Origin of the sequence: Stenotrophomonas rhizophila, from assembly GCF_007667275.1 — a bacterium.
Lineage (GTDB): Bacteria > Pseudomonadota > Gammaproteobacteria > Xanthomonadales > Xanthomonadaceae > Stenotrophomonas > Stenotrophomonas maltophilia_AE.
This window is the reverse complement of record NZ_VDQT01000002.1, coordinates 220,329-234,894: the sequence shown is the minus strand read 5'-3', so window position 1 is coordinate 234,894 and position 14,566 is coordinate 220,329. Positions and strand designations below refer to the sequence as shown.

Here is a 14,566-nt window from a genome sequence, read left to right as displayed (position 1 = left end):
GGTCACGCCCCCCGCTCCGGCGAGTAGACGCAGGTCCCTCTTCGAATACGATACTGATCGCACTGACAGGAGCCGCGTCAACCTTGTCGAGTCCAGCCGTAAGCCGGCTCGAACGGGCCATTGGATTCCCCCACCTGAAGGCAAGCGGCACAACCTCATCTGACTCAACGGGTCAGTACTTCCTTGAGACTTCAACCAGATCCATCAACTTCGCTTCAACGTACCTCATGAAGACAATGTACTCGTCCGGCAGCAGATCCATTTGATCAGTTGAAATGCTTGATGGCGTTGCGTGGAGAAGCTTGCTGGAAAACGCGTAGATGTATTCATATTCCGTTTCCATCCCAACCAACTCTGCCATCTCGTTCCACCTCCAGCGACGCCGTTTGCCTTTAGCGTCAAACCACAGATCTTTGATGTGCGGAAGCACACTTTGGTCAAAGATACTCTGGTCGCCTGCCAGGCCATTTAGACTATTCATAACTTCGGGAATAGCGCGGAACTGGATATGGTTAGCCTGTGGCCCGTATCCGTCGAGGCTAGCCTCCCCTGCATAGATCGAAAAGTTGCGTGCAGCCACCTTGTCAATGGCCTCAGCAATCTCACGTCTTACGCGCGCACGGTCCTCCGGAGTGCTCTGCGCAGGCAGCTGCGCATCGAGTTCTCGACGCTCCTTCGCTTCACAGTCCCTTAGAATTTTGTGCTCCCGCTTCATCTGACCGAGCGTGCCTTCGTAGTACCGACGCTGGGTATCGATCAGCTGCCCGTAGTAGAAGAGGCCGTATCTCGAGTCCTTTTCAAACAGCTTTAGCCAGACACTCAGCTCGAACAAATATCGCGAAACAGCGACTAAGCCCAGTGTATTGATCGCCTCAAAGTTCTGTTCGATGAGAAGCGTTACGCGAACCAAGGCATCCTTTACTGCCGTCGCACACCACATGTTGGCTAGCGCGGGGTCAAAATCATAGGGATAAATCTTCCGGAGTCTTTCAGCTTCCCCATTGATGCTAACTGCGGAGGCCCTGATGCTCTCTACTAAAGCATCCCTCCTCATTTCATGCCAATCATCCATGCTGATCACTACTCCGAATTAGCCAGGTCTTCGAAAAATATCTCTTAAGTAGTCCATAGCACGCTTAGCGAGCACCAACGACATCGTCGCTGGCTCATAGTACGAAGGCTCTTCGGGCTCGACAAGTTCCTCGGCAATTCCAACCTTAAGCTCTTCCGTTGGCCAGTAGGAAGCTGAAACCTGCTCAACGCAGAAGCCCTTGATGCCCCGCAAAAGAAAACACCTAAACGGCCGATAGGTGACGGGCATGGGTAGACTTCCATGTCCCGAAGGTACCCCACCAAGGATGAAAAGGTTAGTCGCCCAAGCCGGCTTCTCATGACGCCAAATGCTCCCGGTTGCCGTTGGTGAGATTCACCGTACAGTCCCTGGCTGCAACGTGGCGTCCCGACCGCTGCCGTGAGACCCTGGACGGCGCTAAACCATACGCGAATCAACCGCAGGCAGGTGCCTGCTGCGGATTGATGTTCTTCAGATTTTCCTGCGCTTGGCGCTGCGTCGCGCAAAGGAACGCCTGAAACTGAAGCCGGGACACCTTCGTGAACGTGTACTGCGCCTGCTTAGCCTCGTAGTTCGGGGTCACCTCGGCCGTGTAATAGGCATCCTCCTCGAACTCCTGGGTATGTTCGCCGCGCGCGCGCCACACGCCATACCAGAACGCCATGCTCAGCGTGGTCTTGCCCGCGGGGATCAGCATCTCGCGACCTAGCGTAGGCATTCCAACGCTGACCCCATTCACGGCGATGACGTAAGCGCCTCCGCCGCGTGGCGCGTTTATCCCGCCGACAAGGTGCGCAATCGGCCCGCTCGGCGGCGCGACGCGGACCATGGAATAATCGATCTTGCAGGAGGTAAGAAACAGGCATACCACTACTGCCAGGAACAAACGAAGCTTCTTCGTCATGGTGTCCACGCGGAAAGGTCAAAGCAGCAGGCTAGGGGGAACCTCGATGCCGGTGCCCACCGGGTCGATCGGCGCATGTTAGCCATGATGGGTTCAACTGCATAGCACTGCCGGCCCGCACGACCTGCCGCCAGGATGGGCGCCTGTCGGGGTGCGCAATGCGCTACCAGGATCCGGGGCCGCTTCGAGCTGGGCATTTCGCTGGCATTCTGCCCGGCAGCGACCGGATCTAGCCCACCTGCTGGGCAATCGCGAGCTGCTGGGGGAGTTGGCGCTGACCGGCAAACTGCGCGAGGTGCACGGTGCCGTCGCCGCGCCGGCTCGGTAGCAGGAAGCATCAACCGGGGTGACCATTCGAATGGCCACCCCGGCGCTCTGCTACTGGAAGTCCAGTGACAGCTCTACGAACATCGACCGTCCGAAGGCGTTGTACACGCCCTGGTCGTAATACGGCCAATTGCCATTGCTACGATCCACCGGCGGGCGTTCGTTGGTGAGGTTGTTGGCGGTCAGCAGCACGCTGGCCACCTTGTTGATCCGGTAGTTGACCGTAGCGTTCCAGGTCGTCCACGGGCCGATGTTGCGCTCCTCGCCGATGGCGTTCCAGGTCGGTGCGTTGCGGATGCCATAGACGTTGGTGCTGAACGCGCCGATGTTCCAGTTCGCCCCGAAGGTTGCGCGGTAGTGCAGCTCATTGGAGTTTGCGCAGCAGAGCATGTCGTAGACCGGGTCGCCTTCCTGCTGTTGCAGCTCGTGCTTCAGCGAGCGGTAGTAGCCGGCGTTCACCCCGAATTCGCCCGCGCGCCCGGCGCTCCACTTGTAATCTGCCGACGCCTGGATACCGGTCTGGCGCTGCTTGGCCAGGTTGATCGGATAGGAGAACACCTTGGACACGCCGTTGGGGTTCAGCGGATCGTTCGCCGGCAGGCGCTGCACCTGGGCCAGGATCTGCCGGCAGGTGGGCGAGTTGATGTCGAAGGCCACATCGCCGTTCTCCGAAGCACCCAGCCGGCAGTTGGCCTCGGTGGTGAGGATGCTGTCGGTGCCGAGAATGTTGACCTCGTTCTCGATCTTCACCGAGTTGTAGTCCACCGAAAGGTTCAGGGCGTTGTCCAGCGCCGACCAGACGAAGCCGTACGTGAAGGTTTCGGCGGTGATGTCCTTCAGGTCGCGGTTGCCGGTGCTGGAGGAGAGCACCGACAGCGACGCCTGCGGGCACTCGTCGAAGTTTTCGGAGGTGTACCCTGCCTGGCGGCACAGGAAGGTATCCACGTTGGTGGTGTAACCACTGCTTTCGCGCGAATACAGGTAGAACATGTCGGGTGAGCGGAACGCAGTCGCATAGCTGCCACGCAGCAGGAGCGAGTCGATCGGGCGGTACTCCAGGCCCAGCTTCCATGTCGCCTTGCCGTTGCCGCCACCGCCCTGCAGGGAATACTTGTCGTAGCGACCGGACAGGTTGGCACTGAAGGTGTCGAAGATCGGCACCTGCAGTTCCGCGCCTATGGCGTACAGATCGCGCTGTCCCTCTGCCGAGGTGCCTGCGGTCTGCCCACGGAACAGCGTGGCGGCATTGGGATCGGCCGACTGGTTGAAGAACTTCTCGCGGGTGCCCTGCAGGATCATCGCAACGCCGACGTCGCCGGCAGGCAGGGTGAACAATGAGGTGTTGGTGACCAGCGCGGTGACGCCGGTGCGCGAGGCGTTGGATTCGGCGCGATTGGTGCCGCTGAACTGGTCGTACTGACCGCGCGTCAGCGGCTGGTACAGCGCGTCCAGGTTGGGTGCGTAGGCGTCATAGCCATTCACCCTGCCCAGCATCGGACCGAGGTAGTAGTCGTCGATGCCACTCACGGCGAGGAAGTCGGTGGACTTGCGGGTGACGTCGGTGCTCGAACGGTTCACGTACACGTCGTAGTCGAATCCGGTATCGCCCAGACCACCGCGCGCGCCGGCGGTAATGTTCAGCGAGCGGGTGTAGACGCGCTGGTCCTTCGCGTCCATGCCCACCTCCTCAGGCGCATAAATGCGCTGCCATTGCTCGTAGTTGCCGGTCGTCTGGTTGTAGAAGGTCTTGTTCCAGAACGGGCTGCCACCGGAGTAGGTCGGGCGGCCGAAGCTGAAAAGGATGTCCGAGTACAGCTCGGTGGTTTCGCTGAGGTGGTAGCGCAGGAAGGTGGTGGCGTTGACGTCCTCGCTGCGGTTGTAGAGCGTAGCCGTGCCAACATTGTCGGGGCTGCCACAGTAATAGCCGGTGCCCGCCGCGGTGCGGTGCGCGTAGGTGGTGCTGCCACCGAACAGGTAGGACAGCGGGGCGCACGTGGCCTGGCCGGGGTCGATGTAGCCATTGGGCGACATCTGCATGCGCAGGAAGGTGCGCGAGGGATCCTGTGGCCCGGTCGGGCTGTCGTTGACGCTGTCGATGTAGCTTCGGTCGGAGGCGTAGATCGGCTTCTGCTTGGTGTACTCCAGCCCGTAGCTGAGGTCCAGGTTGCCGAAGCTGTGGCCGTTGCTGAAGATGAAGCGTTGGCTTGAGCCGCCGCCGTCGCTGTAGCCGCCGGCGCGGTAACGGAAGTGCGCGCCCTCCACCTTGTCCTTCAACACGATGTTGATGACGCCGGCCACGGCCGAGGAGCCGTACACCGAAGACTGACCACCGGTGAGCACGTCGATGCGCTCCACCATCCCCAGCGGAATATTGGCGATATCCACGATGCTGGTGTTGCCGTTGTAGGCCAGCGGATAGCTGTTGAGCGGCCGTCCATTGAGCAGGGTGAGCGTGTAGCTGGGATCCAGCCCGAACAGGCTGACGGTTTTCGCGCCCGGGGTGTAGAAGCCGGTCCCCTGCGAGTCCTGGACGGACCCATTGGCCGCCGGCAGCGAACGCAGTGCATCGAAGACAGTAGTGAACCCCTGCGCTTCAATCTGCTCTGCCGTGATCGTGGTCACCGGCGAGGGGCCTTCGATCTGCGCGCGGGGGATCAGCGAGCCGGTGACGTTCACTGCATCGAGCTGCCGCGTGGCCGGTGCAGCGCCTTCTTCTTCGGGTGGAGCGGCCTGGGCCTGTGCGGCCAGGGGATGGATCAGTACGGACGACACCAGCAACGACAGCAACGTGCGCTTCATCTTGCAGTTCTCCAGTACAAGGTCTCCCGGTGCCAGGCAGGCGCAGGAAGGTTGGGTGTGTAGGCGGGTTCCGTGGGGGGTGGGGACCCCGCTTTTCTAGATCGATCTAAATTCGTTGTCAATAATTTGAAATGAAACTGTTTTTGCCGGCTTAGATCGAACGAAATGGCACTTGCGGCTGGCTCGGCACGTGTTGCAGGATCAGTGCGCCTGTCGGCCCGCTCGCCCGCTGTCGCCGATGTGCGCCATCCCGTTACGTTCCGGAGTGCCCTGCATGCGTCTGCGTTGCCTGATCGCCCCCGTCGTCGCCCTCCTCGCCGTGCCCGCAGCGCACGCTGCCGACATCCAGCAGACCCGCGAAGGCGTCACCCTGACCTACCAGGACCCGAGCGCTTCAACGGTTGCCGACGTGCGCGACCGCATCATCGCCACCTTCTTTTCCACCTATCCGCGCGAGCGCGCGGACTTCCACCCGGGCGCGCCTGCCCGCGTTCGCATCGTCATGGACCCGGCTTACGACGGGGTTGCCTATGTCGGGGAAAAGGAGAAATCCGCCACGATCACCATCAATCCACGCTGGCTGCAGAAGCATCCCCACGACACCGACCTGGTCACCCACGAAGCCATGCATATCGTGCAGGGCTATCCGGGTTACGCCAGCGAACAGGCGCCGTCGTGGCTGGTCGAAGGCATCGCCGACTACGCGCGCGACGTTTACGGGGTGGACAACGCCTCGGGCGGCTGGGCGCTGCCCACCCAGGTCAAGCCGGAGCACAACGTGGACACCGGCTACCGTGTGACCGGTGCGTTCCTGAAGTGGGGCGAGGCCGCGCATCCGGGGCTGGTCAAGGCGCTCGACGGCGCCCTTCGACAGGGCCGCTACACGCCCTCGCTGTGGAAGCAGCACACCGGCACTGAGCTGCCCGCCCTGTGGGACGCGTACGTCGCCGCCCAGGCCGCGGCCGCGCGGAAGGCGTAGCCGCCGGCTCTCAGTCGCGGATGACGAAGGCTTCGTTGAGACCCGGCGCTCGTCTGCAGCCGCGCCGGATCCACCTGCAGGCGCCCGAGAGCCACCGCCTGGCACGCGCGCGCCGGTAGCGCGCACCCGGTACGGCCTGCGGAGGAGGCCTCATGCCGCGTCGGTCCGCGCGTGGAAGGCCTGCGTGCCCGGGGCGGCGGCATTCCATTCCCGGTCCCAGGCCAGGAACATCAGCACCGGCCATAGATGGGTGTGGTACTTGCGGTTGCCGTCGAGGAAGGACTTCCACAGCCTGGCAACCACGGCCTCATCGAGGATGCCGCGGTTGCGGATGGCGACCGGGTCGAGCAGATCGTCGGCCCAGTCACGCAGCGGTCCCTGCAACCAGCGCGCGACCGGCGCGCCGAACCCTTTCTTCGGGCGCCGCACATGATGTTCGGGCAGGTAGCGTGCGAGCGCGCGCTTCAACACCGCCTTGGTTTCGCCGGGCCGCAGTTTGTGTTCGAACGGCATGTCCCAGGCCAGTGACAGCACGTCCGCGTCCAGGAACGGGCTGCGCGCCTGCACGCCGAACGCACCGAAGGCGCGGTCGCACTTGGTCATGAGCCCTTCGCTCAGCTCATGGGTCTGGTCGAGGAACAGCAGCAGCTCCGCCGGGTGTCGGCACGCCGGATGCAGGCTCGATTCCAGGAAGTGCCGGGGCGCCTCGCTGGCGGCCTTCAGTGCACGCGATGGATCGCGCCAGCGCGAAACGCGCATCAGGTAGGTTTCCGCCAGCGACCCGGATGCCGCTTCCGAGACCAGCGCCGCGACCCCGCCCAGGCGCGCCCGCTCGGGATTGCGCGCCGCATGCGCGCCCAGCGCGCGGCGCACCGCAGCCGGAACGCGTCGGACCAGCCGATGGTTGCGCATCGCCTTTACATACGAACCGTGGCCGAAGAACAGTTCATCGCCGCCGTCACCGGTGAGCAGGGTGCGGCAGGATGTGCCGGCGGCCTCGGCGGCCAGCAGGGTGGGAATGGCCGAGGAGTCGGCATAGGGTTCGCAGAAGACCCGCGGCGCGGTTTCCACCAGCCGCAGCGCGCTGGCGTCGTTCATGACCAGTCGCGTATTGCGCGTACGCAGATGGCCGGCGACCTCCGCCGCCCACGCGGATTCATCGTGGCCGGGCTCGTCGAAGCCTACCGTGATCGTCTCCACGGCGGCGGCACTCTGCTGCTGCAGCAGAGCGGTGACCAGGCTGGAATCGACCCCGCCCGACAGCAGGCAGGCCGTACCCGGGCCGCGCGCGCGGCCGATCGCGGCCTGCAGTCGGTCCAGCACCGCGTCCACCGACGCCGCCAGCGACGGCGCTGCGGAGGTGGATCTGCGCGTCTCCACGAGTGTCTTCAGGCTCCAGTGCGCCGCGAAGGGCCCGGCCGCCGCGGCGCTGCGGTGCCAGTCCCGCACCTCCGCTGCATGGAACACCCGCAGCGTGCCGGCGGGCAGTTTGTAGATGCCACGGTAGGCGGTGCGCGGGGCGGGAATATAGCCGTAGCGAAGCAGTTGCGACACCGCCTGCGGATCGACCTCGCCGCCGCCCATGCACTCGTGGCTGAGGGTCTTCAGTTCAGAAGCGAAGACCAGGCCGAACGCGGTGCAGGTGTAATAGAGGTCGCACTGCCCCATGCGGTCGCGCGAAAGGGTGAGGGTCTTTTCATGTCCATCCCAGATGGCGACGCTTACCGCGTCCGCAACGTCACGCAGCACGTCGAGCGCGCCGCTATCGGCGAGCCTGCGCGCAATCACCTGCGCGGGCGGGTGGCGCCCACTGGAAGCGGCGGCACCGCCGGTGACCACCACATAGCGCTCATCCGGGCTGACGGCGATGCAGGACTGGACCTCGCACGCCGACACCGCTGCCAGCGCCAGGCCAGCGCCCGGACGAACCAGCGGTTGCCGCTGCCGGCCACGGTGCGCAAGCGAGGCCGTCAGGCGCCTTGCCGTGGCACCCAGCTCGCCGTCGCCCACCTCCCGATGGACAATCCAGTTTCCTGCAATTGCAGACACGTACGCTTCCACCCGCTCGACGCCATGACAACCGCGTTGGGGATACCGTGCGGCACTGCCTGGAAGGCGGCCGTGGCAGGCTTCCAGTACGTCAGGGTGCGCCGCTGCGCGGGGAGCGGCCATGCAAGTACTTTCAAACGACCGCTGCCTGCGGGCAGCCGTTCAGCTGCCCAGCACGAACCGCTCGATGGCCAGGGCCACGCCGTCCTCGGCATTGGTGGTGGTCTGGTAGCGCGCCGTGGCCTTGACCACGTCGACCGCATTGCCCATCGCCACGCTGGTGCCGGCGAACTGCAACATGGTCAGGTCGTTTTCCTGGTCGCCGATCGCCATGACCTGGCTGCGCTCGATCCCCAGGTGCGCGGCCAGCTTCTGCAGGCTGGGTCCCTTGCCGGCCCGTTGGTCGAACACCTCCAGGAAGAACGCGGCGCTCTTCAGCACCGCGAAACGGTCGGTCAGGGCGGTGGGCAGGCGGGTGATGGCGGCATCGAGGACGCTGGGTTCGTCCACCATCATCAACTTGATGAACGACATCGACGGGTCCATGTCGGCGACGCTGCGGTACGACAGCGGCACGTGGGACAGGTGCGAATCGACGACGGTGTAGTGGCTGATGTCCTGGTTCGGCGTATACAGCCGCTTTCCATCCAGTGCCTGGAAGTGCACCCCCAGCTCACGCGCAATGCGTTCGCAGAACACGAAGTCGTCGAAGCTGAGCGGGTATTCCACCACCACCTCGCCGCTGCCCACGCGCGTTACCAGACCGCCGTTGCAGGCGATGCAGTAGTCTTCGTCACCGTCGATGCCCAGCTCGGCCAGGAACGGCGCCAGGCCCGAGACCGGCCGGCCGCTGGTCAGTACGATCCGCACTCCCTGCGCGCGCGCACGGGCGATGGCCTGCTTCACCCGCGGGCTCAGGCGGTGGGCGGGGTCCAGCAAGGTGCCGTCCATGTCGATGGCGACCAGCCGGATATCGGCGGCTCCGCTGTCTGTCTCTGTCACGCTCACCCTTCGCACTGCAACCGCACTGGCATTCCCAGCAATGCCGCACAGTTTAATCCAGGCCGCCGCATGCACATAAGGAAGCCAGCCGGGTTGCCCCGGCTGGCTTCGGTTCCACACACACGTCATGCGTCCGGTCGGTGCGGGGCTCAGCGCCCCATCGCCACCTTCTGCTGTTCTTCCTGCACCTGGCGCTGCTGCTGGGCATCGTTGCCGCCGAGCAGCTGCGCGTTGGTCTGCTCCAGCGGCGGCGCCTGGGCCAGGTCCACGGCGGCGCGGTTACCCGGCGTGGTGCCCATCACGAAGGCCTTGCCGTCCTGCACCGCCACGCTCTGCAGCTTTTCCGGCGCGTCGATGCCAGCCTGTTTGGCCTGCAGGGTCACGTTGGCCGCCACTTCATTGGAGATCGCGGCAGGCAACTGGCTGCGGATGGCGTTGTGCAGCGCCGTGTCCGGGTGCGCCTTGTCGCCCAGCTGCGGGCCGGTCGGCGTGCGGGTGTCCACCGCCTGCGCCTGCTCGATCCTGCCCAGCGTCTGCCGCCCCACCAGCCCGTCTTCCTTCAACCCCTGCTGCTTTTGGAACGCCAGCACTGCCTCGCGGGTGTTGTCGCCGAACTTGCCGTCCTCGGCAAGGCGGTTGCCGCTGGCATCGCGCACGCCGAGGCGGTTCAGCGACTGCTGCAGTTCGGCCACCTCATCGCTGCGGTCGCCCTTGCGCAGGGTGCCGGCCGGAGCGTGGTCATGGTCATGCGCGTGGCCTGCCCTGCCTGCTTCCTGCTGGATGCCCCGGTTCCAGTAACTTTCCGGGTTGATGAGGTTTCCGGACGGGTCCTTCATCTGGTAATGCACGTGCTGCGCGTACTGGTTCGCGCCCTGCGGACCGCGGCCGCCCATGGTGCCGATCGGGTCGCCCGGCTCCACGTGCTGGCCAACCTTCACCCGGGTGTCCTGCATGTGCAGGATCTGGTGCGAGTTGCCGTCGGCGTCCTGGATCATCACGGTGCCGTAGCGGCCGCCCACCGATGTCACGGTGCCGGCGATGGGCGCGTGGATGGTGGGGTGCTGCAGGTTGCGGCCGCTCTGGCCGCCCACGTAGTTGAAGTCGCTGCCACCGTGCGCTTTCTCGCCACGGTGTTCACCGAAGTGACCGGTGATGTGCGGCTTCACCCCGTTCTGCGGCGGCAGCATCACCTGCATGGTGTGCTCGTAGGAGCGGGCCGGGGTGGCGCCAGCGGCAGCAGCCACCGGCGTGGCGGCCTGCTGCTGTGCGGGCGCCTGGTCCAGCGTCTGGCCCAGGCGCTGGTTGACGAACTGTTCGTACTCATCCAGGTGCGGCGCAACCTTGCGCTGCGACAGGCCCAGGCCGCCGTAGTCGCGGGTCGGGCCGTCGTGGTGGTATTTGTAGATGTAGTCTTCGCCCTGGCCACGGTCGCGCGCCAGGTTGCGGTTGTCGACGAAGTGCGCCACCAGCGCGTCGGACTGGGCGTCGACGTCGAATCGGTTGGCGTTGTTCAGCCCGTAGTGCTTGCCGGTCTTGTCGATGAACTGGCCCAGGCCCGACGCGGACGTGGTGCCGGCAGCGGCATCCGGATTGAACCCGGATTCGACGCGGGCGATGGCAAGTACATACGCGGTTTCGCGTGGGGTCAGGCCGGCGTCACGCGAGGATTCAATCAACGAATCGATGACGCGCGACTGTACTTCGGGCGATGCATCGCCCCAGCGCCGGGATTGGCCATGCAGGGGACGGCTCTCGTCGATCGGCTCGCGGTAATGGCTCCACGACTCGATCTGGTTGCTTCGGTACGCCGCACCCGGCGGCTGCACCATGCTGGTGTAGATGTCATTGGGCATGTCTGTGCTATCCATTCTATGAAAAAGGGACTTTCCTTAAGGGGTGTTGCTCCAGGTGAATCACGTACCCACCAACAGTGGGCACCTGCCACATGCTTCTCAGTTTTCGATGTCGTCCACCTCCGGATGCTGGATGCCGAGCTTGGCGATCAGCTGCGAATACTCGTCGTTGTTGGGCGACTGCGCATCCGCTTCGCCGCGCACCGGCGGGTTGCTGTGGGTGAGCTGCTTGCCGTTGGCGTCGTACAGGTAGAACCATTCGCAGAACGCGCAGCCGTACGGCAGCTCGCCGTACTGCACCACGAAGTACGAAGCGCCCTGTGCGTCTTCCACGCACGCCAGGCCAACAGCGGTGTAGCCGCTCATTTCCGCCGGGGCCTCGAGGGTGCGGCGCTGGCCGTCCTTTTCGATTTCCAGGCGGGTAAGGGTGGCTTCGCCGTCCTTGGCCGGCAACGCGGTCAGGTGCAGCCGTGCACCTGGGCATTCCTTGTGCATTCCTTTCTCTTCCTGCTGTGTGGGTGAAGGGGTCTGGGCCGCGGCGGCCGCAGGCGTGGCCCCCGCCTCCGGGGCGGCAGTGGAAACCGCCTGCCCGCTGGGTGCACTGCACGCGGCCAACAACAGCGCGAACACGGGTGCGACGTAGCGGCGGGCCATCAGATCGACTCGTCCGTCATGCGGACCAGCTGCCAGCACGGACGCTGGGCGAAGTAGTACGCCTGCTGGTCGCTGGTGTCCGGGGTCCGGATAAGCACTTTCATGCTGCCATCGTCCTGACGGGTCACCTGCATCTCACGGCCCACGTCTTTCAGGCCGGAGGGGTTGGGCATCACCGGCCAGGTCACCTCGCTCAGCGGGACCTTCTCGCTGACCAGGGTGGGCTCATCGCCGCGGGTGTCGTAGCGCTCACGGACCAGCGGGTCGGCGACGGACGTTTCCTGCAGGGCGATCTCGCGGCCGAACCGCGGCAGGAAGGCCTCGAAGTCTGCCTGCGGACAGGTCGCGGCGGCATCGGCTGCCGTGACGGCCGCAGCCGCTGCAGGGGCGCCGGTTGCGGCGGCAGGCGAGGTTGCGGCGGGGGCGGCGGCATCGGCCGGCGCGATCGCGGCGGCCTCGGGCTTGCATGCGGCCAGTAGAATGCTCAGCGACAGGGCGAGCAGCGTCATGGAACGATGATGGGACAACGGATCCTCCTGATTCGTGTCAGGGCGCGAACTGGACTGCGCCGGGGCGCGTAGCATAGCGGCGCGCCAACGCCATGGCGTTCACATACCCATTACATGCTGCACGCGCCCCGCCATACGTGACGTAATTCACACTTTTTCCAGTGAAATCCATAACAACTGTGTGGATGTCGTTCATTCTCCCGCTTAGCGATGTCAGCCTTTTGACACGTATTTTCGATCGGAGGTCACCGGCGCGATGCGCATCAACGTTCTCCAGCTACCCGTTTCGGATGTCGTCGCCGTCGCCGCGTGGTTTGCCGATGTCATGCAGTTGCCCGTTCAAGGCGATGCCGTGCAGATCGGCTGGACCACGCTGAAACTTCGCGCCGCAGGTGATGACCCGGTTGGGGGCGTGCATCTGGCCTTCAACGTGCCGGCCAACCGCTTCGAGGCTGCAACCGCGTGGCTTCTGGCGCGCTCGCCGCTGCAGCGCAATCCCGCAGGCCAGGCGCATTTCACCTTCGGGGATCGCTGGGAATCGGAGTCGATCTATTACGACGGTCCGGACGGCCTGATCCTGGAACTCATCGGGCGGCGGCGGCTGCCGGCGTCCGCGCGTAGCGGTGCGTTCCACGGCAGCGAACTGACCTGCGTGAGCGAAGTAGGCCTGCCCACCGTCGATGTCGGCGTGCTGACCGCACGTGCCGAGGCCTCGCTCGGCGTGCAGCCCCTCACGCCCCCGACCCCGCACTTCGCCGCACTGGGTGACGATGAGGGGTTGTTGATCGTCGTGGATGCAACACGCCACTGGTTCCCGGAACAGAAGGTGCTGCCCAACGCGCGAGGCATTGACGTAACGCTGGGCGGTGTCGCGGCGGGCGCGCTCAATGATCCCGACCAGGGCTGGAGCGTGTCGGCGGTCGCTGGCTGAACAGGCAATGCCGCCCTGTTCATCGGTGCGGTCAGTACATTTGCTGGGCCGCTACGGGTAGAAGGACCGTTGCGCAGCCCGCGGGCTCGCAGGACAGTAGGACAGCCCTTTCCAGGTTGCCCGCCGTGGAACTGCTGACCTCCGCACCTGTCCCCGATCCCGCCCACGCGGATCCTGCCCTGGCGCCGCTGCTGGAGATCGACGCCCGGCTGGCCAGGCTTGGCAGCAGGATCCGCGTGCTCGCCGCCCTGGCCTGGCCGATCGAAACCGAGAAGCGCTTCCTCGACCGCTGGCGGGCCGGTAAACCGGAGCTCCCTGCCCCGCCCACCCAGCCGCAGGACCACGCCGACACGATTGCCGCGCTGGACGACATCCTGCAGCAGCTGGACCGCGGCCACCCGGTGGGCGACTGGCTGTACCGCACCGCGTGGAGCTACCGGGTCGCCGCGCGCATGCTGGCCAGCATCGGTACGCCGCGCTTTACCGAATGCTCCGCACTGCTTTACGGCCACCCCAGCACCCGCTACCGCTCGCAGACCACCACCACGGCGCAGTCGGCCGCGCAGATGCTGTCCATCACCGACCAGCTGCTGGGTTCGCAGTACGTTCCCCGCATCGCCTACGACATTCCCGCACCCGACTTCTCGGTGATGCTGCGCGCGCGCATCGAACCTTTCTTCACCGACGACCCGGTGAGCGTGGTGCTGGACACCGAACTGGCCTCCAAGGCCGCCGCCGGCAGCAAGGTGATCCGCCTGCGCGCCGACGCGCTGTTCTCGCAGCTGGACCTGGACCAGCTGGTGGAACACGAAGCCTTCATCCATGCCGGCACCCTGCTCAACGGCAAGCACCAGCCCTGGCTGCGCTGCCTGGGCAGCGGCGCGCCGCGTACCACGCGGACCCAGGAAGGGCTGGCCACGTTCGCGGAAATCATCACCGGCGCGATGGACATCAACCGCCTGCGCCGTCTTGCGCTGCGCGTGGTGCGGCTGCAGGAGGCACTGGAGGGTGCGGACTTCATCGACATTTTCAAGGCGTTCCTGGCCGCCGGCCAGAGCGAAGAAGACAGCTATCGCAGCGCGGCCCGCATCTTCCGCGGCGGCGACGTGCGCGGGCGGATCTGCTTCACCAAGGACGGCGCGTACCTGGAAGGGCTGTTGCTGGTGACCGCCTTCATCAAGCGCGCCCTGCACGAGAACCGCGCCGAAACCCTGCGGCTGGTGTTCTGCGGGCGCGTCGACCTGGGCGACCTGGTCACGCTCGCGCCCTACCGTGCCTCCGGCCTGATCGCACCGCCGCGCTATGTACCGCCGTGGGCCCAACACCCGGAGCGGGTGCTGGCAACCTTGGCGTTCACGACCGCCACGCAGGCGATGCGGGTTGATACCTTCGACCTTGACCGGTTCTCGGCGGCGGAAGATGAGTTGATGCGCTCGGCGGAGAGTGCATGAAGAAGGCCCCGCCGAGGCGGGGCCTTTATTGTCCGG

The 14,566-nt window shown here is 65.1% G+C and carries 11 protein-coding genes; 3 read left to right on the top strand and 8 right to left on the bottom strand.

The window, feature by feature from the left end:
- Positions 1-172 precede the first annotated feature (172 nt).
- From FSZ13_RS07165 to FSZ13_RS07155, 3 genes are all read right to left on the bottom strand, one after another.
- Complete coding sequence (locus tag FSZ13_RS07165; RefSeq protein ID WP_145478860.1) at positions 173-1,072, bottom strand: DUF5677 domain-containing protein; 900 nt, start codon at positions 1,070-1,072, stop codon at positions 173-175.
- A 433-nt stretch (positions 1,073-1,505) separates the two neighbouring features.
- Positions 1,506-1,976 carry a hypothetical protein gene (locus tag FSZ13_RS07160; RefSeq protein WP_145478859.1) on the bottom strand — a complete coding sequence of 157 codons (471 nt, stop codon included), beginning with the start codon at positions 1,974-1,976 and terminating at the stop codon, positions 1,506-1,508.
- Positions 1,977-2,354: 378 nt separating this feature from the next.
- Positions 2,355-5,102, bottom strand: a complete 2,748-nt coding sequence (locus tag FSZ13_RS07155) for a TonB-dependent receptor plug domain-containing protein (protein WP_145478857.1) — start codon at positions 5,100-5,102, stop codon at positions 2,355-2,357.
- Positions 5,103-5,376: 274 nt separating this feature from the next.
- On the opposite strand from FSZ13_RS07155, the gene FSZ13_RS07150 reads away from it, so the two are divergent.
- Positions 5,377-6,081 carry a basic secretory protein-like protein gene (locus tag FSZ13_RS07150; RefSeq protein ID WP_145478855.1) on the top strand — a complete coding sequence of 235 codons (705 nt, stop codon included), beginning with the start codon at positions 5,377-5,379 and terminating at the stop codon, positions 6,079-6,081.
- Between the two features lie 150 nt (positions 6,082-6,231).
- Here the strand turns inward: FSZ13_RS07150 and FSZ13_RS07145 are convergent, their stop codons facing one another.
- The 5 genes from FSZ13_RS07145 to FSZ13_RS07125 all read right to left on the bottom strand — a co-directional run bounded on the left by FSZ13_RS07145 (position 6,232) and on the right by FSZ13_RS07125 (position 12,148).
- Complete coding sequence (locus tag FSZ13_RS07145; protein WP_186308867.1) at positions 6,232-8,130, bottom strand: asparagine synthase; 1,899 nt, start codon at positions 8,128-8,130, stop codon at positions 6,232-6,234.
- Between the two features lie 162 nt (positions 8,131-8,292).
- A complete protein-coding gene (gene yidA, locus FSZ13_RS07140) occupies positions 8,293-9,132 on the bottom strand; it encodes a sugar-phosphatase (RefSeq protein ID WP_260844114.1) in 840 nt (279 codons plus the stop codon).
- A gap of 149 nt (positions 9,133-9,281) precedes the next feature.
- The gene (locus tag FSZ13_RS07135; protein WP_145478849.1) at positions 9,282-10,985 is read right to left on the bottom strand and encodes a peptidoglycan-binding protein; all 1,704 of its coding nucleotides are present in this window, start codon (positions 10,983-10,985) and stop codon (positions 9,282-9,284) included.
- Between the two features lie 99 nt (positions 10,986-11,084).
- Complete coding sequence (locus tag FSZ13_RS07130) at positions 11,085-11,639, bottom strand: hypothetical protein (RefSeq protein ID WP_260844113.1); 555 nt, start codon at positions 11,637-11,639, stop codon at positions 11,085-11,087.
- Complete coding sequence (locus FSZ13_RS07125) at positions 11,639-12,148, bottom strand: hypothetical protein (protein ID WP_260844112.1); 510 nt, start codon at positions 12,146-12,148, stop codon at positions 11,639-11,641. Before FSZ13_RS07125 ends, FSZ13_RS07130 begins: the two co-directional genes overlap by 1 nt.
- A gap of 256 nt (positions 12,149-12,404) precedes the next feature.
- Here FSZ13_RS07125 and FSZ13_RS07120 point away from each other — a divergent pair, with 256 nt between their 5' ends.
- Positions 12,405-13,079 carry a VOC family protein gene (locus FSZ13_RS07120; protein ID WP_145478846.1) on the top strand — a complete coding sequence of 225 codons (675 nt, stop codon included), beginning with the start codon at positions 12,405-12,407 and terminating at the stop codon, positions 13,077-13,079.
- A gap of 125 nt (positions 13,080-13,204) precedes the next feature.
- A complete protein-coding gene (locus tag FSZ13_RS07115; RefSeq protein WP_222116604.1) occupies positions 13,205-14,530 on the top strand; it encodes a flavohemoglobin expression-modulating QEGLA motif protein in 1,326 nt (441 codons plus the stop codon).
- Positions 14,531-14,566: the final 36 nt, after the last annotated feature.